The sequence below is a fragment of the Rathayibacter sp. VKM Ac-2926 genome (assembly GCF_022815565.1).
In the GTDB taxonomy this organism is placed as follows: Bacteria; Actinomycetota; Actinomycetes; order Actinomycetales; family Microbacteriaceae; genus Rathayibacter; species Rathayibacter festucae.
Genome location: NZ_JALGRS010000013.1, coordinates 99,245 through 121,990, shown reverse-complemented (window position 1 = coordinate 121,990; position 22,746 = coordinate 99,245). Strand labels below are relative to the sequence as shown.

The following is a 22,746-nucleotide window of genomic DNA, read 5'->3' as shown; positions in this document are numbered from 1 at the left end:
CAACGAGCCAGCCACAAGATCCTTTCCCCGCCCTGCACTGGCGCCGAAGGCGCCCCCTCCGCTCGATACGCCCGCTCTGCGGGCTACTCGATCAGCATGAAGGGCGCAGCGACGTCTCCGAGGAGTGCCCGTCGCTCGACGGGAACCGGGTCCCCGATCAGGCACCGACCGGTGGCGAGCGGCGCGACGACCGCCCCGAGGTACCTCGGGTCGCCGTCCTCGCCCGAGGCCTTGTGCCGGTACTGACCCACGAGGCAGGAGCCGCCGACCCTCACCGCGACGAAGACCGCATCGGCCCTCTTGTCGGCGGTCGTGATGTCGGCCGTGACCTCCAGACCGGCCCGGTCCACGCCACCGGCGATCAGCGCCCGCGTCAGATCCGCGCCGCTCGGGTCGCCGATCGACGCGACCGACGCGCTGTTGATCGCGTCGAACGCCTCGAGATCGAGAGGCACGGCCTGACCGGGTCCGTCGACGCTCGGGACGGCGCTCGGAGCGGGCGACGGTGGTGCGGATCCGTCGATCGGCGGCAGTCCGAGTGCGCAGCCGCTGAGGAAGGCGGTCACGACCGCGAGGACGGTCACGGCCCTGGCGCCGGACCGGGAGGGCGACGGCGTCGGCTCGCGAATCACCATCTGCACACCGACCGCTCGTCCTTCTGCAGGATCGTCGTCGTCCTGGTCCGTAGAGGACCCTAGGCACGATCGACAGCCAGAGCCTTCCCGGCGCAAGAACTCGAGGGCATCGGCGCGCGACGTCTGGTCAGTGGATCGGGCCGCACTCACATGCTGGTCGAGCAGCCCCGCAGTGGCGTCTCGAGACCTGCCCCCTCGGTACGTGAGCGCTGAGGGCCCGGCTCCTGACGGTGGTGGATCTACTTGGAAGAGACGCCCGCAGACATGCTGGTCGAGTAGCCCCGCAGGGGCGTATCGAGACCCGCGCACCCCAAGGACGTCGGCCTCTTCCCCGCCCTGCGATGGCGCCGGAGGCGCCCCCTCCGCTCGATACGCCCGCTGCGCGCGCTACTCGATCAGCAGGGAGGAGGTGCGCCTGCTCCACTCCTCACCAGCAGGGAGGGGGGCACTCGCGCCGCGCCCTACGCCGCCGCGAGAACCGCCGCGAACGCGTCCGCCGCCGCCTCCGCGTCCGAGGGCGTCGACTCCGCGCCGAAGCTGAAGCGCACCGCCGTCTGCGCGACGGCCGGCTCGAGGCCGAGCGCCAGCAGCGTCGGCGACGGCTCGTCGCGGCCGGCCGCGCAGGCCGAGCCGCTGGACACCACGACGCCGCGCTCCTCCAGGGCGAGCAGGATCGACTCGCCGCTGCGCCCCGGCACCACGAAGGACGCGATCGAGGGCAGCCGGTGCTCCGCCGCCCCGAGAGGCACGGCCCGCGGCACCTCCGCCGCCACCCGCGCCGCGAACGCGTCGCGCACGGCCGAGACGCGGGCGCCCCGCGCGGGATCCACGAGCTGCACAGCCGCCCCGAGGGCCACCGCGAACGCCACGTTCTCGGTCCCCGAGCGCCGCGCCCGCTCCTGACCGCCGCCGTGCACGAGCGGCTCGAACGGCACGCGACTGCGCAGCAGCAGCGCCCCCACGCCCTTCGGCGCCCCGAGCTTGTGCCCCGAGATCGACACCGCGTCCGCGCCCAGGCCGACCAGGTCGATCCACCCCGCCGCCTGCACCGCGTCCACGTGCAGCGGGATCCGGTGCGGCCGGCAGAGCGCCGCGATCGCCGGCACGTCCTGCAGCGTCCCGATCTCGTTGCTCGCCGCGAGCACCGAGACCAGCGCCGTGTCCGGTCGCAGCAGCGCGGAGAGCGCCTCCGGATCGAGCCGCCCCTCGCCGTCCACCGGCGCGACCGACACCTCGAAGCCGTGCAGCCGCCGCAGATGATCGGCCGACTCCACCGTGGCCTCGTGCTCGATCGCCGAGATCACGACGTGCCGGCCGCGCCCCGCGGAGAGACCGCCGAGCGCGATGCCCTTGACCGCCGTGTTGATCGACTCCGTCCCGCCCGAGGTGAAGAGGACCTCCGAGCCGCGCCCGCCGAGGAAGCGCGCCACGTGCCGCCGCGCCTCCTCCAGCGCGCGCGCCGCCGACGCGCCCAGCGCATGACTGCTCGACGGGTTGCCGTACTCGCCGGTGAGGTACGGCCACATCGCCTCGAGCACCTCGCGGCGCACGGGCGAGGTCGCCGCGTGGTCGAGGTAGATCACGCGGCCGGAGCCTCGATCGCGATGTCGAGGCCGAGATCCAGCGAGCGGACGCTGTGCGTCAGCGCGCCGACGGAGATCACGTCGACGCCCGCCTCGGCGATGGCGCGGACCGTCTCGAGGTTCACCCCGCCGCTCGCCTCGACCACGGCCCGGCCGCCGATCAGCGCGACGCCCTGCGCCAGCTGCTCGGGCGTGAAGTTGTCGAGCATGATCGTGTCGGCGCCGCCGGCGAGGGCGGCGCCGATCTGCTCGAGCCGGTCGACCTCGACCTCGATGTGCGTCGTGTGCGAGACGGCCGCGCGCGCGGCGAGCAGCGCCTCCGTCAGGTCGAGTCCGCGCTGAGCGAGGATCGCGAGGTGGTTGTCCTTCGCCAGGATCGCGTCCGAGAGCGAGAAGCGGTGGTTGTGCCCGCCGCCGCTGCGCACCGCGTGCCGCTCGAGGGCGCGCAGTCCCGGCGTGGTCTTGCGGGTGTCGACGATGCGCGCGCGCGTGCCCACCACGGCCTCGACGTAGCGCGCGGTCAGGGTCGCGATGCCGCTCATCCGCTGCACGAGGTTGAGCGCCACGCGCTCGCCGCGCAGCAGCCCGCCGGCGGGGCCGTCGATCCGCGCGAGGACGTCGCCGGCCGCGAAGACCGTCCCGTCCGCGGCGACGTCCTGCACGCGGATCCGCGAGTCGGCCTGCAGGAACGTGCCGAGCAGCACCGCGCCGCCGCTGAAGACGCCGGGCTCGCGGGCGACGAGGGCCGCGGAGGCCGTCGCGTCCGCGGGCAGCAGGGTGTCGGAGGTGAGGTCGCCCCAGGGGGCGTCCTCCTCCAGGGCCAGGGTGACGATGCGCTCGATGCTCTGACGGGTCAGCACGGGACGGCGACCTTTCTCGTACCGGCGACGCGGTAGGCGCTCGCCGAGGGGTGGGGGTGGTCGGTGCGGTGGTGGGCGCCGCGCGACTCGGCGCGGGCCAGGGCGGCGTCGATCAGGGCGAGACCGCAGGCGCGGAGGTTCGCGTCCTCCAGCGTCGCTCTGGTCAGCGGCGCGGGGGAGCCGGCGGCGGCGAGGGCGGCCCGGGCGGCCTCGAGACCGGCGGAGTCGCGGGAGAGACCAGCCCCCGTCCAGAGCGTCTCCTGCAGGAGCGCGCGGTCGAGCGCGAGCGGCGCGAGGGCGGAGGGCTCCGGCGCCTCGGACGAGGGCACCGCAGGCGGGCCGTCGAGCGCCGCCGCGACCCGCCGCGCGAACACGACGCCCTCGAGCAGGCTGTTCGACGCCAGCCGGTTCGCGCCGTGCACGCCGGTGCAGGCGACCTCGCCGACGGCGAAGAGTCCGGGGAGGCTGCTCCGCCCGTCGAGATCGGTGGCGATCCCGCCCATCCAGTAGTGCGCGGCCGGCGTCACGGGGATGAGGTCGTCGGCGAGCGAGAGCCCGCCCGCGCGGCAGGCGGCGGAGATGGTGGGGAAGCGGTGCGCGAGCACGTCCGCGGGGATCGCCCGCGCGTCGAGGTGCACCGGCAGTCCGCCCTGGAGCAGCATCCGGTCGGCGATCGCACGGGCCACCACGTCGCGGGGCGCCAGCTCGGCGTCCGGGTGCACCCCGACGAGGAAGCGCTCGCCCGCGGCGTCGCGCAGCACCGCGCCCTCGCCGCGGACCGCCTCCGACACCAGGAACCCGCCGGCCAGCGCGAGCCAGGTGGGGTGGAACTGGTAGAACTCCAGGTCGGCCGTCTGGGCACCGGCCCGGAGCGCCGCGGCGAGCCCGTCGCCGGTCGCGACCGCGGGATTCGTGGTGTGCCGGTAGAGCTGCCCGGCCCCGCCGGTCGCGAGGACGACCGCGTCGGCGTCGATCCGCTCGACCCGGCCGTCCCGCAGCACGTCCACGCCGGTCACGGCGGCTCCCGGCCGCACCAGGTCGACCAGCACCGTCTCCTCGAGCACCGTGACGGCGGCGGCGCGCACCGCGGCGACGAGCGCCTCCTCGATCGCGGAGCCGGTCGCGTCGCCGCCGGCGTGCAGGATCCGCGGCCGCGAGTGCGCCCCCTCCAGCCCGCGGGCGAGGTCGTCGCCGTCGCGGTCGAAGCCGACGCCCCACGCCTGCAGCGCGGCGACCGCCGCCGGGCCTTCGGCGCAGAGCACCTCGACGGCCGAGCGCGAGCAGAGCCCGGCGCCCGCGGTCAGGGTGTCCTCGACGTGCAGAGCGACGGAGTCTCCCGCCGCGGTGACGGCGGCGATCCCGCCCTGCGCGGCGCGCGTGCTCGACTCCGCGAGCGCACCCTTGGTGACGAGGACGACCTCGTGCCGGCGCGAGGCCAGCAGGGCGACGACCAGCCCGGCGATCCCGCTGCCGACCACGACGACGCGGGCCATGTCAGAGCCCTGCCACGGGAGCAGGAGCGGGAGCAGGAGCCACCGGACCGGCCGGCGGCACCGCGGCGAGCATCCGCTCGAGCGCCACGCGCGCCTGGTCCTGAACCGACTCGTCGACCGAGATCCGGTTGTGCACCGTCCCCGCGACCAGCCCCTCCAGCACCCACGCGAGGTACCCCGGATGGATGCGGTACATCGTCGAGCACGGGCAGACCACGTCGTCCAGGCAGAAGACGGTGTGCTGCGGGTACTGCACGGCGAGGCGCTGCACGAGGTTGATCTCGGTGCCGATCGCGAAGGTGCTGCCCGCCGGCGCCGCCTGGATCGCCTTGACGATGTAGTCTGTCGAGCCGTACTCGTCCGCCGCGTCGACGACGGCCATCGGGCACTCCGGGTGCACGATCACACGGACGTCCGGGTGCTGGAGCCGCGCGCGCTCGATCTGCGCGACCGTGAAGCGCTTGTGCACCGAGCAGAAGCCGTGCCAGAGGATGACCTGCGCGTCGAGCAGCGTCGCCTCGTCCGAGCCGCCGCCCGGCTTCCGCGGGTTCCACATCGGCATCCGCTCGAGCGGAACGCCCATCGCCTTCGCGGTGTTGCGGCCGAGGTGCTGGTCCGGGAAGAAGAGGACCCGCTGCCCGCGCGCGAACGCGTCCTCGAGCACGGTGGTCGCGTTCGACGAGGTGCAGACCACGCCGCCGTTCCGTCCGCAGAACGCCTTGAGCGCCGCGGACGAGTTCATGTAGGTCACCGGGATCAGCGGTATCCGGCCGTCGGCGTCCGGCTCGGTGCCGTAGAGCTCGGTCAGCTCGGCCCAGGCGTCCTCGACCGAGTCGATGTCGGCCATGTCCGCCATCGAGCAGCCCGCGGCGAGGTTCGGCAGGATGACCGCCTGGTCCGGCCGGGAGAGGATGTCCGCCGTCTCGGCCATGAAGTGCACGCCGCAGAAGACGATCGCCTCGGCGTCGGGCCGGTTCGCCACCGCCTTCGCGAGCTGGAAGGAGTCGCCGACGAAGTCCGCGTACTGCACCACCTCGTCGCGCTGGTAGAAGTGGCCGAGCACGACGACCCGCTCGCCCAGCGTCTCCTTCGCCGCGAGGATGCGGCGGTGCAGCTCGTCGGCGCTCGCCGCGGTGTACTCGTCGGGGAGGCGGCCCTGGACGGGCGACGCCGCCGGGATCGGGTCCGCCTGCGAGGCGCCGGGTCCGTAGGCGGGGAGGCCGAGGTCGAACGCCCAGGGCGCCTCGGCGAGCTCGGGTGCGCAGGTCGCGCCGGGGGCGGCTCCCCGCTCGATGAGCTGGATGGTGCTGTCGACCGATGTCACGGTGTCTCCTCGATGGTGCGGTTCGGACGGGGGCGGCGGCCGGTGCGGGGCCGGCGGCGGCCTGGTGCGGGCGGCGGCCGGTGCTAGACCGGCAGGGGCCCGTTGTCGACGAGTGCCACGGACCCGTCGTAGCGGTACAGCCGGGGCGGGCGGTGACGGGTGCCCGTCAGCCGCTGCTCGGTCGGCACCACGGTCTTGGAGGCCTCGATCGTCCGGCGGAAGTTCGCCGGGTCGAGGGGCTTCTGCAGGACGGCCTCGTGCACCTCGCGCAGCTGGGCGAGCGTGAAGGTCTCGCCGAGGAAGGCCTGGGCGATCCGGGAGTACTCCATCTTGTTGCGCAGGCGCCAGAGGGCGTAGTCGACGATCAGCCCGTGATCGAAGGCCAGCTCGGGGAGCAGATCGGTGCAGAGCCAGGCGACGTTCTCGTCCACGATCGCCGCGTCGGCCTCGGAGGTGCGCACCAGCGCCCAGTAGACGATCGAGACGACGCGGTGCTCGCCGCGGGAGCGCTCGGTGCCGCCGACGGCGTAGAGCTGCTCGAGGTAGCGCGGGGCGAGGCCCGTCGTCTCGCGGAGGGTGCGGCGCGCCGCCTCGGCGAGGTCCTCGTCCGGCCGGAGCGGGCCGCCGGGCAGCGCCCAGAGCCCCTGATAGGGATCGCGCAGGCGACGGACGACGGGGATCCAGACGGCAGCGGCCCCGGTCTCCGGATGCGGGCGCAGCGCGAAGATCACGGTCGACACCGCGAGCTGCGGCACTGCTGCCTCCACGAGCCCCCCTAAAAGTCACCCTGACCCTAACGACTTCCCCGAGCTTAGTGTCACCCCGACCCGAACACCACCCCGGCACACGCCGTCCTCCCCGCCGCGAGATGCCATTTGCGTACGCGACACGCCGTGAGAAGCGTGCACAAGTGGCATCTCGCGGCGGGGGGACAGGACGCGCACCCGCCCGCTAGGGTGAGCGGACAACCGAATACCGGGCCGCATACGCGACGCGGGAGAGCCGACTCCGGTCGGCACCGAAGGAGCAAGCCTCCCCGCCAATCTCTCAGGTCTTGTACCGCGTCGAACTGGCCACTCTGGAAAGCGATCCGCAGAGGATCCGCCGATGGTGAAAGCGCCCACCCCGCGAGGGACGGCGTGAATCTCTCAGGCACCACGACAGAGGGGGAGTTCCCACGGCACTGCTGTGCCACGCATCACCGACCTGTGCGGGCGCGTGCGCAGCACTGCGACGAAATGGAGAACTCCCATGTCCGAAGAAAACTCCGTCGACGAGAACGCTGTCGAAGGCACCTCCGTCCCGACGACCCCGGCCGAGTCCGGCGCCCCCGAGACCGGCGGCATCGAGATCGACTCGCCCGACGCCACCGCGCCGAGCACCGAGCCCCGCCGCTCGCCGCTGCACGACGTGCACGTCGCCGCCGGCGCCTCCTTCACCGACTTCGCCGGCTGGTGGATGCCCGTCCGCTACACCGGCGACCTCGCCGAGCACCACGCGGTCCGCACCGCGGCGGGCCTCTTCGACCTCTCCCACATGGGCGAGATCCTCGTCGTCGGCCCCGAGGCGGTGGACGCCCTCGACTACGCGCTCGCGAGCGACCTCTCCGCCGTCGCTGTCGGCCGCGCGAAGTACACCCTCCTGCTCGACCGCACCGGCGGCGTGATCGACGACCTCGTCGTCTACCGGACAGGCGAGGACCGCTTCATGGTCGTCGCGAACGCGGCCAACCGCCACGTGGTCGCCGAGCAGCTGCGCGACCGCACCGCGATGTTCGAGTGCGAGCTCTACGACGAGAGCGACGACGTCGCCCTGATCGCGATCCAGGGCCCGCGCTCGCTGGAGATCCTGCAGAACCTGCAGGGCCTCGCGATCGAGGTCGACCGCGGCGAGGAGTCGGTGCTCGACACCGACGACGCCGCCCGCCTGCTCGAGGAGCTGCGCTACTACCGCGCCGTGCCCGCCACCTTCGAGGCGCACCCGATCCTGATCGCTCGCACCGGCTATACGGGCGAGGACGGCTTCGAGATCTACGTCGCCCCCGACACCGCCCCCGCGCTCTGGGAGGCGCTCGCCGAGACGGGCGCGGGCGCGGGCCTCGTCCCCGCCGGGCTCGCCGCGCGCGACACCCTGCGCCTCGAGGCGGGCATGCCGCTCTACGGCCACGAGCTCTCCCGCGACGTCTTCCCCGCGCAGGCCGGCCTCGGCCGCGTCGTCGCCCTCGGCAAGCCGATCGACTTCGTCGGCCGCGCGGCCAGCGAGGAGGGCCCGTCCGGCGACGCCCCCGTGCTGGTCGGCCTGATCGGCGAGGGCCGCCGCGCCGCCCGCGCCGACTACAGCGTGCACGGCCCCGATGACGACGTGATCGGCGTCGTCACCAGCGGCATCCTCTCGCCCACCCTCGGCGTGCCGATCGCGATGGCCTACGTCGCGCCGGCCTCCGCGCAGCCCGGCAGTGTCGTCTCCGTCGACATCCGCGGCAGCCGGCTCCCGATGACCGTCACCGAGCTCCCCTTCTACTCCAGAAAGAAGAACTGACCATGGCCGTTCCCACCGAGCTCCAGTACACCTCCGACCACGAGTGGATCCTGGTCGAGGGCGAGACCGCGACCGTCGGCATCACCGCCTACGCCGCCGACAAGCTCGGCGACGTCGTCTTCGTCGAGCTGCCCGAGGCGGGCACGCGGGTCGAGGGCGGCTCCGTCGTCGGCGAGATCGAGTCGACCAAGTCGGTCGGCGAGCTGTTCGCGCCGGTCGACGGCGAGGTCCTCGAGACCAACACCGCGGTCGTCGACAGCCCCGAGCTGGTCAACGCCGACCCGTTCGGCGACGGCTGGCTGATCAAGGTGCGCTTCGATGCGCTGCCGGACGGCCTGCTCGACGCCGCCGCCTACGACGAGCTGGTGGGCGAGTAGATGGCGGCCCGCACCCCCGGTGAGTTCGAGTCCCGCCACATCGGGACCGACGCCGACGCCCAGCGCACCATGCTCGCCGCCCTCGGCTACGACTCCGTCGACGCGCTGGTCGAGGCCGCCGTCCCCGAGTCGATCCACGTCCGCGACCTCGCACCGGTGCTCCCCGCGCCGGCCACCGAGGCCGAGGCGCTGGCCGAGCTGCGCGCCCTCGCCGCGCGCAACACCCTCCGCCGCCCGCTGATCGGCCTGGGCTACCACGGCACGCTCACCCCGGCCGTGATCAAGCGCAACGTCCTCGAGAACCCGAGCTGGTACACGGCCTACACGCCGTACCAGCCCGAGATCTCCCAGGGCCGGCTCGAGGCGCTGATCAACTTCCAGACGATGGTCGCCGACCTCACCGGTCTCGACACCGCCGGCGCCTCGATGCTCGACGAGGGCACCGCCGTCGTCGAGGCGATGCTGCTGGCGCGCCGCGCCTCCAAGGCGAAGACCGACGTCTTCGTCGTCGACTCCGACGCGCTGCCGCAGACCCTCGCGCTGCTGCGCGGCCGGGCGGAGGCGGTCGGCATCCGCATCGTCGAGCTGCCGCTCTCGCGGACCGACGCGGACGAGCTGCCCGAGTCCTTCGGCGCCCTCGTCCAGTACCCCGGTGCCTCCGGTCACCTCTGGGACCCGTCCGCCGTCCTCGGCGCCGTCAAGGCGCACGGCGGTCTCGCGATCGTCGCGGCCGACCTCCTCGCGCTCACCCTCGTCCGCTCGCCGGGCGAGCTCGGTGCCGACGTCGCCGTGGGCACCACCCAGCGCTTCGGCGTCCCGATGGGCTTCGGCGGACCGCACGCCGGCTACCTCGCCGTCCGCAAGGGCCTCGAGCGCCAGCTCCCCGGCCGCCTCGTCGGCGTCAGCCAGGACGCGGCCGGCAACCCCGCCTACCGGCTCTCGCTGCAGGCGCGCGAGCAGCACATCCGCCGCGAGAAGGCGACGTCGAACATCTGCACCGCGCAGGTCCTGCTCGCCGTGATGGCCGCGATGTACGCGGTCTACCACGGGCCGGACGGCCTCGCCCGGATCGCCGAGCAGGTGCACTCCCGTGCCGCGCTGCTGGCGCGGCTCCTGCTCGACCGCGGCCACGCGCTCCGGCACGCCGATTTCTTCGACACCGTCGCGGTCGTCGTGCCGCAGGGCGCGGAGGCGGCCGTCGCCCGCGCCCGCGAGGCCGGCTTCGACCTGCGCCTCGTCGACGCGGACACCGTCGCGGTCGCCCTCGACGAGACGGTGACCCCGGAGGAGGTCGTGGCGGTCGCCGTCGCGATCGGCGACCTCGACGCCCGGCACGGCGTCCTCGCCGGCGCCGCGCGCAGCATCCCCGGCGCGCTGGAGCGGACCACTCCGTTCCTGGTGCACCCCGTCTTCAACACGCACCGCAGCGAGACCTCGATGATGCGCTACCTCAAGCGCCTCGCCGACGCCGACTACGCGCTGGACCGCGGCATGATCCCCCTGGGCTCCTGCACGATGAAGCTCAACGCCGCCGCCGAGATGGAGGCGGTCAGCTGGCCTGAGTTCGCCGGCCTGCATCCCTTCGCCCCCGAGGCCGACGTCGAGGGCTCCCTCGCCCTGATCGACCAGCTCGAGCGCTGGCTGGCGCACCTCACCGGCTACGACTCCGTCTCGCTGCAGCCCAACGCCGGCTCGCAGGGCGAGCTCGCCGGGCTCCTCGCCATCCGCGGCTACCACCGCTCGCGCGGCGACGAGGCGCGCACCGTCTGCCTCATCCCCTCGAGCGCCCACGGGACGAACGCGGCCAGCGCCGTCCTCGCCGGGATGTGCGTCGTGGTCGTCGCCTGCGACGAGCTCGGCAACGTCGACCTCGACGACCTCCGCGCGAAGATCGCCGAGCACGCCGAGGGCCTCGCCGCCCTGATGATCACCTATCCGTCCACCCACGGGGTCTACGAGCACGAGGTCGCGGAGATCTGCCGGCTCGTGCACGAGGCCGGCGGCCAGGTCTACGTCGACGGCGCGAACCTCAACGCGCTGCTCGGCTTCGCCCGCTTCGGCGACTTCGGCGGTGACGTCTCGCACCTCAACCTGCACAAGACGTTCTGCATCCCGCACGGCGGCGGCGGCCCCGGCGTCGGCCCCGTCGCCGCGAAGGCGCACCTCGCGCCGTTCCTGCCGGGCCACCCGCTCGCGCAGCGGCTCGAGCACTCCGTCGGGCAGCACGGCGAGACCGTCGTCCACGGCGGCGCACCCGTCTCCGCGGCCCCGTACGGCAGCCCGGGCATCCTGCCGATCTCCTGGGCCTACGCCCGGATGATGGGCGAGGAGGGACTGCGCGCCGCCACCGGCGCGGCCGTCCTCTCGGCCAACTACGTCGCCGCCCGCCTGCGCGAGCACTACCCGGTGCTCTACACCGGCGGCAGCGGCCTCGTCGCGCACGAGTGCATCCTCGACATCCGCCCGCTCACCGCGGCGACCGGAGTGACCGTGGACGACGTCGCCAAGCGCCTCGTCGACTACGGCTTCCACGCGCCGACGATGAGCTTCCCCGTGGCGGGCACGCTGATGGTCGAGCCGACCGAGAGCGAGGACCTCGCCGAGATCGACCGCTTCATCGACGCGATGATCGGCATCAAGGCAGAGGCCGACCGCGTCGGCGCGGGGGAGTGGCCGGTGGACGACAACCCGCTGCGGGGCGCCCCGCACACCGCGGAGTGCCTCGTCGACGCGGAGTGGTCGCACCCGTACAGCCGCGAGGAGGCCGTCTACCCGGTCCGCTCGCTGGTCCGCGGCAAGTACTGGCCGCCGGTCCGCCGCGTCGACCAGGCCTACGGCGACCGCAACCTCGTCTGCGCCTGCCCGCCGATCGAGGCCTTCGCCTGATCAGACTGCTCAGCGGTGCACAACTAAGGCTGGATGGCCCGAAACGCTCGAAAAAGTCGAGTTTCGGGCCATTCAGCCTTAGTTGTGTACGCGGCGCCGCTCCACCTCCATCACCTGCCCGCGCGCGTTCTCCACATCTTTCGCGAGAGTGCCGCACCAGGAGTGTCCGCCGCGCCACCCTCGACGCATGGATCGCCTTCTCACCGCCCTCGCCGAGCAGGGAGGCGTGGCGTCCGCCGCGCAGCTCGCCGCCGCGGGGTGTAGTCGACGCGACCTCGACCGGTCGCTGAGGGACGGGCTGGTTCTCCGCCTGCGGCGGGGCTGGTTCGCGCTTCCGTCCGTTGCGCCCGAGGAACGCGCCGCGGTCGCGGCGGGCGGAGTCCTCTCGTGTGTCTCCGCGCTGGCCGCTCGCGACCTGTGGGTCCTCTCGGAGGGCGCGCTTCACGTAGCTGTTCCGTCGAACGCCGTTCGAACGATTCGACGCGGTGTCGTTCTGCATTGGCGGCAGTGGCCGGGGTGCGGACCCGAGTCCAACTCCCGCGACGGCGTCCGTTCCGCGATCCTGCACGCTGTCCTCTGCCTGCCGGAGGAGGAGGCGGTCATGGCCTTGGACTCTGCTGCGTACAACGGAGTGCTGCCGTACGACGACCTGATGGATCTCCGAGCGATGGTCCCTGTCGAGAAGCGTCGAGTCTTCGATCTGGTCGAGCCTCTCTGCCAATCGGGTCTCGAGACGCGCATCAGACTCGCGGCCGTCCGGCTCGGAGCTCGAGTGCGTGCGCAGGTCCCCGTCGAGGGGGTGGGGCACGTGGACAACGTCCTCGGAGACTGCCTCGCCGTCGAGACCGACGGGCGGAGGTTCCACACCGGTTCGACTCAGTTGGAAGAGGACTACCGGAGGAGCCTGGCGTTGCAGGCGCTCGGGTTCGTCGTCGTGCGGCTCTCTTCGAGGCAGGTGCTGCACTCCTGGCCGCAGACGGAGGCCGTTCTGAGACTTCTCGTGCAACGGCGGAAGCATCTGTGGACCAGCACCGAGCGCAATCGGCTCGCCGAGGAGCGCTGATCGTCGACTGCGGTGGCGCGCTCGACAGCAGTGTCGGGGCGTCAGCAGAGTCAGGGCGTCGGAGTGACCGTCGGCGTCGCGGTCGGCGTCGGCGCCGCGAACAGCTCCGGCCAGAGGGCGACCGCCAGCGGGTAGCCCACGAACGACACGATGTCGATGATCGAGTGCGCGATCACCAGCGGAAGCGTGCGCCCGAAGCGCTGGTAGAACAGGCCGAAGACCACGCCCATGATCACGTTGCCGATGAACGGCCCGATGCCCTGGTAGAGGTGGTAGCTGCCCCGGAGCAGGGCGCTCGCGAACAGGATCCTCCACCGCCCCCAGCCGAGGTCGCCGAGGCGCGCGAAGAGGTAGCCGATCATGATCACCTCCTCCTGCACCCCCGCCCGGATCGCCGAGAGCACCAGCACGGGCACCGTCCACCAGTAGGCGTCCAGCGGCGACGCGACCACAGCGACCGTGATCCCGAGCGCCCGCCCGAGCGCGTACAGACCGATGCCGGGTGCGCCGATCGCCACCGCGAGCACGACTCCCGTGCCGAGGTCGGGGAGCGGACGGCGCAGGTCGAGCCCGAGCCGACCGAGCGGACGCCGGCCGCCCTGCCAGAGCAGGAAGACGCAGAGCAGCACCGGCACGAGGTCGAAGAACAGCGCGAGCAGCTGGTAGATCAGGTCGAAGGCGGGCCGGTCGCTGAGCGCCCCGTTGATCGTCGTCGACTGCTGCCCGAGCGAGACCGAGCGGGTGAGCTTGTTGGCGATCGAGACGACGGAGTAGACCGCCGACGCCCCGAGGGAGAGCCCGAGGACCAGGAGGATCTCCGCCCCGATCCGGCCCCGGGACTGTGCGGACGCTGGGGGAGCGGTGGACACGCGGGCCCCTTCCTCGGATTCGCTGGTGTGCGCGGAACGACGCGCAGACGCACGTTTCGTGCGAATCCGCGCAAGGATTCCACCTCCTGGTTACCGCTGTGTAACGGTTTCCTCATCGTTTTGTGGCGATAGGCAGTCGATACATAGTCTCGACAGAGGCATTCGCGCGGTGGCCACCAGTCTCGCGCGCCGACGTCGTCGCCACGCGCACGGCACTCCACGCGTCAGGGAAACCACTTCTCGCGCGCCCCCACACCACTGGAGGAATTGTGAAAATCAGACGTTACGGCCTCGGAGCTCTGGCGCTCGTCGCCGCGAGCACGCTGGTCCTGGCCGGCTGCAGCAGCTCGAACGACTCGGGCGGCGGAGACGCGAGCGGTGACACCGCCGCGATCATCTCCACCAACGGCTCGGAGCCGCAGAACCCGCTGGTCCCGACCAACACCAACGAGGTGGGCGGCGGCAAGATCCTCGACGAGATCTTCGCGGGCCTGGTCTACTACGACGCCGAGGGGGCGCCGAACAACGACGTCGCCGAGTCGATCGAGTCGGACGACGCGCAGAACTACACCATCACCATCAAGGACGGCCTGACGTTCACGAACGGCGACCCGGTGACCTCGAGCTCCTTCATCGACGCCTGGAACTACGGCGCGAAGCTCTCGAACAACCAGCTCAGCTCGTCGTTCTTCGCGAACTTCGAGGGCTACAGCGACACCGAGGACAGCGAGCTCACCGGCCTCAAGGCCGTGGACGACACCACCTTCACCGTGGCGCTCAAGTCCCCGCAGTCGGACTTCCCGATCAGCCTCGGCTACTCGGCGTACTACCCGCTGCCCGCCGTCGCGTTCGACGACATGGCCGCGTTCGGCGAGAACCCGATCGGCAACGGCCCGTACAAGCTGGCCGGCGACGACGCGTGGCAGCACGACGTCCAGATCGACCTGGTCAAGAACGAGGACTACTCCGGACCCCGCGAGGCGCAGAACGGCGGCCTGAAGATCGTCTTCTACGCCACCCAGGACGCGTCCTACGCCGACCTCCTCGGCGGCAACGTCGACGTGGTCGACCAGATCCCGGACTCCGCCTTCGGCACCTTCGAGAGCGACCTCGGCGACCGCGCCGTGAACCAGCCCGCCGCGATCTTCCAGTCCTTCACCATCCCGGAGCGCCTCGCGCACTTCGGCGGTGAGGAGGGCCAGCTGCGCCGTCAGGCCATCTCGATGGCCTTCGACCGCAAGGAGATCACCGACGTGATCTTCGAGGGCACCCGCACCCCCGCCTCCGACTTCACCTCCCCGGTGATCGACGGCTACAGCGACTCCCTCGAGGGCGCCGACGTGCTCGAGTACAACCCCGACGAGGCCAAGGCGCTGTGGGCTCAGGCCGACGCGATCAGCCCCTGGGACGGCACCTTCAAGATCGCCTACAACGCGGACGGCGGCCACCAGGGCTGGGTCGACGCGGTGACCAACTCGATCAAGAACACGCTGGGCATCGAGGCCGAGGGCGACGCCTACCCGACCTTCGCCGAGGCGCGCACCAAGATCGTCGACCGCTCGATCGAGACGGCGTTCCGCACCGGTTGGCAGGCCGACTACCCGAGCCTCTACAACTTCCTCGGACCGCTCTACGTGACCGGCGCCTCGTCGAACGACGGCGACTACACGAACCCCGAGTTCGACGCTCTCGTCGCCTCGGGCCTCTCCGACGCCGACACCGACGCTGCGAACACCACGTTCCAGCAGGCGCAGGAGACCCTCCTCACCGACCTCCCGGCGCTGCCGCTCTGGTACGCGAACGTGACCGGCGGCTACGGCGAGGGCGTGTCGAACGTCGAGTTCGGCTGGAACTCGGTGCCGCTCTACTACGAGATCACCAAGAACTAAGCTCGAACCACTGGGGCGCTTCGCCCGTGCCGCCGGCCACCAGGTCACGGCACGGGCGGAGCGCCCTGTTTCGGTCACAATCGAATGAGGTCCCCATCCATGCGACTCCGGAACCGGCTGGGCTGACATGCTCGCCTACATCGTCCGACGCATCCTGCAAGCCGTCCCCGTGCTCATCGGCACCACGTTCCTCATCTACTTCATGGTCTTCTCCATGCCGGGGAACCCGCTCCTGTCGCTCTTCGGCGACAAGACGCCGAGCCCCGCGCTCCTCGCCCGCCTCGAGGAGCAGTACCACCTGAACGAGCCGTTCATCGTCCAGTACCTGTACTACCTGGGAGGCGTCGTCCGCGGCGACTTCGGCATCTCGTTCTCGGGCCAGTCGGTCAACGAGATCCTCGCCCGCACCTTCCCGGTGACCCTGACCCTCGCGATGATGGCGATCATCATCGAGATCGTCGTGGCGCTGACCATCGGCCTCATCAGCGGACTGCGCAAGGGCAGCTTCTTCGACGCGAGCGCCCTGGTCGTCAGCCTCCTGCTCGTCTCGGTGCCGATCTTCGTGCTCTGCTTCATCGCGCAGTCGTTCTTCGCGATCCAGCTGGGCTGGTTCCCTCCGACGGTCGGTGCCGACGCGTCGTTCCAGAGGCTCCTGCTCCCGGCGATCGTGCTCGCGCTGTTCGTGGTCGCCTCGGCGATCCGCCTGACCCGCGGCTCGGTCATCGAGACCGCGGGCTCGGACTTCGTGCGCACCGCGTACAGCAAGGGACTCTCGCGTCGTCGCGTCATCCCGGTGCACGTCCTGCGCAACTCGCTGATCCCGGTCACCACGCAGTTCGGAGCCGACTTCGGCCTCCTGATCGTCGGTGCCACCGTGACCGAGGGCATCTTCAACGTTCCCGGCGTCGGGAACACGCTCTACCAGGCGATCATCCGAGGGGAGCGACCGACCGTCGTCTCCTTCGTCACGGTCATGGTGCTGTTCTACCTCGTGGTGAACATCCTCGTCGACCTGCTCTACGCCGTACTCGACCCGAGGATCCGCTATGCCAAATGAGTTCTCCGGCGGCGCGCAGAAGGCCCGCCGCATCGACCACTTCGTCGCCCCGCTCGAGGAGACGCCGATCGCGTCCGTCGACGCGGTCAGCCTCGACGAGAAGCCCAGCAACCTCTGGACCGACGCCTGGCGCGACCTGCGCAAGCGCCCGATGTTCTGGATCTCCGGCGTGATGATCGTCGTGATCATCGCGGTCGCCCTGCTCCCCGGCCTGTTCACCTCGGTGGACCCGCGGCAGTGCGCGCTCTCGTTCAGCAACCAGGGCCCGGGCGGCGGCAGCCTGCTCGGCTACACCAAGCAGGGCTGCGACGTCTTCTCACGCATCATCCACGGCACGTCCACGTCGCTGACCGTCGGTCTGATCGTGATCGTCATCACGACCGTCTCCGGCGTCATCGGCGGCGCGCTGGCCGGCTTCTTCGGCGGCTGGGTCGACACCGTGATCATGCGCCTCGGCGACATCTTCTTCTCGATCCCCTACATCCTCGCCGCGGTCGTCATCATGTCGGTCTTCTCGGCCTACCGGAACGTCTTCGTCATCGCCCTGGCGATCGGAGCGTTCGCCTGGCCCACGACGGCGCGCGTGCTGCGCTCCGAGGTCCTCCGCGTCAAGCAGTCCGACTTCGTCGGCGCCGCCACCGCGACGGGCCTGTCCAAGATGGCGATCCTGTTCCGGCACGTGCTGCCGAACTCGATCGCCCCCGTCATCGTCGTCACGACCATCTCGCTCGGCGCGGCCATCACCGCGGAGGCGACGCTGTCGTTCCTCGGCGTCGGCCTGCCCGGCTCGGTGATGTCCTGGGGCAACGACATCAGCCAGGCGCAGCGCGACCTGCGCACCAACCCGCAGACGCTGATCTACCCGTCGATCGCGCTGACGGTGACGGTGCTGAGCTTCATCCTCCTGGGCGAGTCGCTCCGCGACGCGCTCGACCCGAAGGCGAGGGCCCTCCGATGACGTCCACGACACCGAGCACCCCGCAGGGGCCGCTGCTCCAGGTCACCGACCTCGAGGTCGGCTTCCAGACCGGCAGCGGACTGGTCCCCGCACTCCGCGGCGTCAGCCTGACGATCGAGCACGGCCAGACCGTCGCGATCGTCGGCGAGTCCGGCTCCGGCAAGTCGACGACCGCCGCGGCGATCATCGGCCTGCTCCCCGGCACCGGCACGGTCACCGGTGGCTCCGTCCTGTTCGACGGCAAGGACCTCGCGAAGGCGACCAGGACCGAGCTCGAGGACATCCGCGGCCGCCGGATCGGCTACGTGCCGCAGGACCCGATGTCCAACCTCAACCCGGTCTGGTCGGTCGGCTTCCAGGTCGAGGAGACGATCAAGGCCAACGGCCTCGCCTCCGGCCGCAAGGAGGTCCGCGCCAAGGCGATCGAGGTCCTGCAGAACGCCGGGCTCGCGGACGCCGAGAAGCGGCTCAAGCAGTTCCCGCACCAGTTCTCCGGCGGCATGCGCCAGCGGGTGCTGATCGGCATCGGCCTGGCCGCGTCGCCGCAGCTGCTGATCGCGGACGAGCCCACCTCGGCGCTCGACGTGACCGTGCAGCGGCGCATCCTCGACCACCTCGAGACCCTGACGAGGACCGACGGCACCGCGCTGCTCTTCATCACGCACGACCTGGGCCTCGCCGCCGAGCGCGCCGAGAAGCTCATCGTGATGTACAAGGGCCGGATCGTGGAGTCGGGCGCCTCGGTGGAGGTGCTGCAGAACCCGCAGCACCCCTACACGCAGCGCCTGATCGCCGCGGCGCCGAGCCTCGCCTCGCGCCGCATCCAGTCGACCGCCGGCAAGGCCACCGAGGCGGTGCCCGGCGAGTCCGAGGCCGTCCGCGAGGTCGACCTGGTCGGCGCGGCCGGCGCCCATCACGGCGCAGCGACCACCACCGCGCGGCCGATGATCGAGCTCGACGGGCTCACCAAGGTCTTCAAGATCCGCCGCGGCGGGCTGAAGGCCGAGGACTTCACGGCCGTCGACGACGTGTCGTTCTCGATCCCCAAGGGCACCACCACGGCGCTCGTGGGGGAGTCGGGCTCGGGCAAGTCGACGATCGCCCGCCTCGTGCTCGGCCTCGAGACGGCGACGTCCGGCGCGATCTCGATCGACGGCCGTCGCACCGAGAAGCTCCGCGGCAAGGAGATGCTGGCGCTGCGGCGCTCGATGCAGCCGGTGTTCCAGGACCCGTACGGCTCGCTCGACCCGCTGCACAACATCGGCAACACCATCTCGGAGCCGCTGCGGGTGCACAAGGTCGGCGACCGCACCTCGCAGCGCGAGCGCGTGCTCGAGCTGCTCGACCAGGTGTCCCTCCCGCGGGTCATCGCGAGCCGCTACCCGAACGAGCTCTCCGGCGGCCAGCGCCAGCGCGTGGCGATCGCCCGCGCGCTCGCGCTCAAGCCCGAGATCGTGGTGCTCGACGAGGCGGTGTCGGCCCTGGACGTGCTCGTCCAGGCGCAGATCCTCCGCCTCCTGGCCGACCTGCAGGCCGAGCTCGGGCTGACCTACCTGTTCATCACGCACGACCTCGCCGTGGTCCGCGTGATAGCCGACGACGTCTGCGTGATGCAGAAGGGCCGGATCGTCGAGCACGCCTCGACCGACACCGTGTTCGAGTCGCCGCAGCAGGAGTACACCCGCGAGCTGCTCGCCGCCATCCCCGGCGCCGGGATCGAGTTCGCGGTCTAGTCCGCCGGATCCACTCCACGAGGGCCCCGTTCCGGGCCGGCGACACCCGATGTTCATCGGGTCGGCGGCCCGGAACGGGGCCCTCCGCCGTCTCGGCGCGAGCCTGCGGTACGATGGAGGGTCCCCCTTACTGCACGAGAACACGAGACGAGTCCGTTCACATGGCAAGTGCCACCCGCTCCGACCTGCGCAACGTCGCGATCGTCGCCCACGTCGACCATGGCAAGACCACCCTGGTGGACGCCATGCTCAAGCAGACGAACTCCTTCGACGCGCACGCCCACGTGGACGAGCGCGCGATGGACTCGAACGAGCTCGAGCGCGAGAAGGGCATCACGATCCTCGCGAAGAACACCGCTGTGTCCTACAGCGGCAAGCACGCGGTCGACGGCCCCATCACCATCAACGTGATCGACACCCCCGGCCACGCCGACTTCGGCGGCGAGGTCGAGCGCGGCCTGTCGATGGTCGACGGCGTCTGCCTCCTCGTCGACGCGTCGGAGGGTCCCCTCCCGCAGACCCGCTTCGTGCTGCGCAAGGCGCTCGAGGCGAAGCTCCCCGTCATCCTGCTGGTCAACAAGACCGACCGCCCCGATGCTCGCATCGACGAGGTCGTCGCCGAGAGCCAGGACCTCCTCCTCGGCCTCGCCTCCGACATGGCGGACGACGTCCCCGACCTCGACCTCGACGCCATCCTCGACGTCCCCGTCGTCTACGCGTCCGGCAAGGCCGGCCGCGCCTCCGCGAACAAGCCGGAGGACGGCACGCTGCCCGACGCCGAGGACCTCGAGCCGCTGTTCGAGGCGATCCTCAAGCACATCCCCGCGCCGACCTTCGACGACGAGGCGCCCCTCCAGGCCCACGTCACCAACCTCGACGCGTCGCCGTTCCTCGGCCGCCTCGCCCTCCTCCGCGTCTTCAACGGCACGATCAAGAAGGGCCAGACCGTCGCCTGGGTCCACCACGACGGCTCGCACACCAACGCGCGCATCACCGAGCTGCTGATCACCAAGGCGCTCGACCGCTACCCGGCCGAGACCGCGGGCCCCGGCGACATCGTCGCGATCGCGGGCTTCCCCGAGATCACCATCGGCGAGACCATCGCCGACCCGGAGGACATCCGCCCGCTGCCGGCCATCACGGTCGACGACCCGGCGATCTCGATGACCATCGGCACCAACACCTCGCCGCTGGTCGGCAAGGTCAAGGGCCACAAGCTCACCGCGCGCATGGTCAAGGACCGCCTCGACCGCGAGCTCATCGGAAACGTGTCGCTCAAGGTCCTCGACATCGGCCGCCCCGACTCGTGGGAGGTCCAGGGCCGCGGCGAGCTCGCGCTGGCCATCCTCGTCGAGCAGATGCGCCGCGAGGGCTTCGAGCTCACGGTCGGCAAGCCCCAGGTGGTCACCCGTCAGGTCGACGGCAAGGTGCACGAGCCCTTCGAGCACCTCACCATCGATGCTCCGGAGGAGTACCTCGGCGCGATCACCCAGCTCCTCGCCGCCCGCAAGGGCCGCATGGAGAACATGGCGAACCACGGCACCGGCTGGGTCCGCATGGAGTTCATCGTCCCCTCGCGCGGCCTGATCGGCTTCCGCACCGAGTTCCTCACCACGACCCGCGGCACCGGCATCGCGAACGCGATCCTGCACGGCTACGAGCCGTGGGCCGGCGCCATCGTCACCCGCAACAACGGTTCGATCGTCGCCGACCGCACCGGCGTCGTGACGCCGTTCGCGATCATCGCGCTCCAGGAGCGGATGACCTTCTTCGTGAACCCCACCGAGGAGGTCTACGAGGGCATGGTCATCGGCGAGAACTCGCGCAACGACGACATGGACGTGAACATCACCAAGGAGAAGAAGCTGACCAACATGCGTCAGTCCACCTCCGACACGTTCGAGTCGATGACGCCCTCGCGCCAGCTGACGCTCGAGGAGTGCCTCGAGTTCGCCCGCGAGGACGAGTGCGTCGAGGTCACCCCCGAGATCGTGCGCATCCGCAAGGTCGAGCTGGACGCGAACGCCCGCGCCCGCGCGACCAGCCGCCTCAAGAAGCAGGCCTGATCCCCGGGCGCCCCTGAGGCGCCCGCCACGACGAACGACCGGCCGGAGCCCGCTCCGCCGGTCGTTCGTCGTTCCGGCCCTTCATGCTGGTCGAGTAGCCGCGGAACGCGGCGTATCGAGACCCGGGTCCTGCAGAGCGTTGGTCTCGATACGCCCTCTCCGAGGGCTACTCGACCAGCATGGAGCGCAGCGCCGTCGCAGACGGCTCGGCCGGCGTGGAGTGCACCGCCGTCGTCTGCTGCTCGGCCGGCCTCCCGCGGGGCCCGCTTCATGCTGGTCGAGTAGCCGCGCAGCGGCGTATCGAGACCGAGGTCCGGCAGAGGGTGGGTCTCGATACGCCCTCTGCGAGGGCTGCTCGACCAGCATGGGCTGCAGCATGCTGGTCGAGTAGCCGCGCAGCGGCGTATCGAGACCCGGCCGTCAGCCCGCCGGCGTCGGCGTCGGAGTCGCGCCCTCGGCCTCGAGCGTGGCCGTGATGAAGGCGACGAACGCGTCGGCGTCGTCCGGCTTCCCGGTGTACTGCTCGCCGTTGACGAGCACGGTCGGCGTCGAGCTCAGCTTCGCGACCGAGGAGTTCGCCAGGGTCCCGCTCGTCGCCCGCTTCGTGGCCGCCGCCACCCACGGCCGGAACTCGCCGCTCGTGATGCAGGCCAGCACGTCGTCGTCCGTCACGCCCGCCCCGGTCACCAGCGCCCGCAGCTCGTCGTCGCTCAGCCCGGTCGTCCCCTCCGCCGGCTGCTTCGCGAACAGCGCCTCGTGCACGGCAAGGAAGCGGTCCGGATCCTCGTCCGCCACGCAGGCCGCGGCGTTCGCCGCGCGGCTCGAGTACTCCGACCCCGCCGAGGAGGAGTCGAGGATCGCGACCGGATGGATCTCGAGCGTGATCGCCCCCTGCGTCAGCCACGACTGCAGGTTCGCCATGTTGGCGGTCTCGAACTGCCCGCAGTACGGGCAGAGGTAGTCCACGTAGAGGTCGACGGTGACGACGCCGCCCGCGCGCGTGGCGGCCTCGTCGGTCGGCACCGGCTCCTCGCCCGCCTCGAGGGGGGCGGTCATCACCGGAGTGACCGCCGACTCCGCCCCCGCGAGCACGATCCCGTCGCTCAGCATGTTCGCCGGCCCGGTGCTGGCGATCTCCTGCTGCGACCAGACGTTCCACGCGACGAGCGCCACGACGGCGAGCACTCCGACGGCCGCTCCGCTCTGCCCGAGCACCCGGTTCCGCCGCTTCCGGCGCCGCTCCTGCTCGCGCCGCTCCTTCGCCTCGAGGCGGGCGAGCTCCTGGCGCTCGCGCTTGGTCGGCTGGTTCTTCGCACTGTTCCCGGACATCGCCGTCGAGGCTAGGGAGCCGACCTTGCCGCACTCGGAGAGGCAGCCGCCGACGAGCTGTGCCGGCATGGAGATTCCCTCAGGAA

The 22,746-nt window shown here is 71.4% G+C and carries 17 protein-coding genes and 1 riboswitch; of the genes, 9 read left to right on the top strand and 8 right to left on the bottom strand.

The genetic code is table 11. The annotated features are described in order from the left end of the window. Window positions 1-83 precede the first annotated feature (83 nt). The 6 genes from MT351_RS16755 to MT351_RS16730 form a co-directional block, all read right to left on the bottom strand. The gene (locus MT351_RS16755) at window positions 84-635 is read right to left on the bottom strand and encodes a hypothetical protein (protein ID WP_243582722.1); all 552 of its coding nucleotides are present in this window, start codon (window positions 633-635) and stop codon (window positions 84-86) included. Window positions 636-1,096: 461 nt separating this feature from the next. Continuing rightward, window positions 1,097-2,218, bottom strand: a complete 1,122-nt coding sequence (locus MT351_RS16750; RefSeq protein WP_243582721.1) for a cysteine desulfurase family protein — start codon at window positions 2,216-2,218, stop codon at window positions 1,097-1,099. Then, the gene (gene nadC / locus MT351_RS16745) at window positions 2,215-3,078 is read right to left on the bottom strand and encodes a carboxylating nicotinate-nucleotide diphosphorylase (RefSeq protein WP_243582720.1); all 864 of its coding nucleotides are present in this window, start codon (window positions 3,076-3,078) and stop codon (window positions 2,215-2,217) included. The genes MT351_RS16750 and nadC overlap by 4 nt, the downstream gene beginning before the upstream one ends. Further along, window positions 3,072-4,571 carry an L-aspartate oxidase gene (nadB, locus tag MT351_RS16740; RefSeq protein WP_243582719.1) on the bottom strand — a complete coding sequence of 500 codons (1,500 nt, stop codon included), beginning with the start codon at window positions 4,569-4,571 and terminating at the stop codon, window positions 3,072-3,074. Before nadB ends, nadC begins: the two co-directional genes overlap by 7 nt. A 1-nt stretch (window position 4,572) precedes the next feature. Continuing rightward, window positions 4,573-5,895: a quinolinate synthase NadA gene (nadA, locus tag MT351_RS16735; RefSeq protein ID WP_243582718.1), complete on the bottom strand. Its 1,323-nt coding sequence runs from the start codon at window positions 5,893-5,895 to the stop codon at window positions 4,573-4,575. A gap of 83 nt (window positions 5,896-5,978) precedes the next feature. Next, window positions 5,979-6,662, bottom strand: coding sequence for an NUDIX domain-containing protein (locus MT351_RS16730; RefSeq protein ID WP_132435786.1), 684 nt, complete (start codon window positions 6,660-6,662; stop codon window positions 5,979-5,981). A gap of 217 nt (window positions 6,663-6,879) precedes the next feature. After that, window positions 6,880-6,967, top strand: a riboswitch (glycine riboswitch). Between the two features lie 179 nt (window positions 6,968-7,146). On the opposite strand from MT351_RS16730, the gene gcvT reads away from it, so the two are divergent. The 4 genes from gcvT (at window position 7,147) to MT351_RS16710 (ending at window position 12,759) form a co-directional block, all read left to right on the top strand. Next, a complete protein-coding gene (gene gcvT / locus MT351_RS16725; protein WP_132435785.1) occupies window positions 7,147-8,433 on the top strand; it encodes a glycine cleavage system aminomethyltransferase GcvT in 1,287 nt (428 codons plus the stop codon). A 2-nt stretch (window positions 8,434-8,435) separates the two neighbouring features. Next, window positions 8,436-8,810, top strand: coding sequence for a glycine cleavage system protein GcvH (gene gcvH / locus MT351_RS16720; protein WP_123445441.1), 375 nt, complete (start codon window positions 8,436-8,438; stop codon window positions 8,808-8,810). Next, the gene (gene gcvP, locus MT351_RS16715) at window positions 8,811-11,696 is read left to right on the top strand and encodes an aminomethyl-transferring glycine dehydrogenase (RefSeq protein WP_243582717.1); all 2,886 of its coding nucleotides are present in this window, start codon (window positions 8,811-8,813) and stop codon (window positions 11,694-11,696) included. Window positions 11,697-11,883: 187 nt separating this feature from the next. Next, the gene (locus MT351_RS16710; RefSeq protein WP_243582716.1) at window positions 11,884-12,759 is read left to right on the top strand and encodes a type IV toxin-antitoxin system AbiEi family antitoxin domain-containing protein; all 876 of its coding nucleotides are present in this window, start codon (window positions 11,884-11,886) and stop codon (window positions 12,757-12,759) included. A 50-nt stretch (window positions 12,760-12,809) separates the two neighbouring features. Here the strand turns inward: MT351_RS16710 and MT351_RS16705 are convergent, their stop codons facing one another. Next, window positions 12,810-13,628 (bottom strand): CPBP family intramembrane glutamic endopeptidase, encoded by an 819-nt coding sequence (locus tag MT351_RS16705; protein ID WP_132435782.1) that lies wholly within the window; start codon window positions 13,626-13,628, stop codon window positions 12,810-12,812. Window positions 13,629-13,897: 269 nt separating this feature from the next. Here MT351_RS16705 and MT351_RS16700 point away from each other — a divergent pair, with 269 nt between their 5' ends. From MT351_RS16700 to typA, 5 genes are all read left to right on the top strand, one after another. After that, window positions 13,898-15,517: an ABC transporter substrate-binding protein gene (locus MT351_RS16700; protein WP_123735315.1), complete on the top strand. Its 1,620-nt coding sequence runs from the start codon at window positions 13,898-13,900 to the stop codon at window positions 15,515-15,517. Window positions 15,518-15,644: 127 nt separating this feature from the next. Continuing rightward, a complete protein-coding gene (locus MT351_RS16695) occupies window positions 15,645-16,574 on the top strand; it encodes an ABC transporter permease (RefSeq protein ID WP_123445445.1) in 930 nt (309 codons plus the stop codon). Further along, complete coding sequence (locus tag MT351_RS16690) at window positions 16,564-17,532, top strand: ABC transporter permease (protein ID WP_123445446.1); 969 nt, start codon at window positions 16,564-16,566, stop codon at window positions 17,530-17,532. The genes MT351_RS16695 and MT351_RS16690 overlap by 11 nt, the downstream gene beginning before the upstream one ends. Then, on the top strand, window positions 17,529-19,265 hold the full coding sequence (locus MT351_RS16685; protein WP_123445447.1) for an ABC transporter ATP-binding protein: 1,737 nt from the start codon (window positions 17,529-17,531) through the stop codon (window positions 19,263-19,265). Before MT351_RS16690 ends, MT351_RS16685 begins: the two co-directional genes overlap by 4 nt. A 161-nt stretch (window positions 19,266-19,426) precedes the next feature. After that, entirely contained in the window at window positions 19,427-21,331 is a 1,905-nt protein-coding gene (typA, locus tag MT351_RS16680) for a translational GTPase TypA (protein ID WP_123445448.1), read from the top strand. A 420-nt stretch (window positions 21,332-21,751) separates the two neighbouring features. On the opposite strand, the gene MT351_RS16675 is transcribed toward typA, so the two are convergent. Then, window positions 21,752-22,729: a thioredoxin domain-containing protein gene (locus tag MT351_RS16675; RefSeq protein WP_243582715.1), complete on the bottom strand. Its 978-nt coding sequence runs from the start codon at window positions 22,727-22,729 to the stop codon at window positions 21,752-21,754. Window positions 22,730-22,746 lie beyond the last annotated feature (17 nt).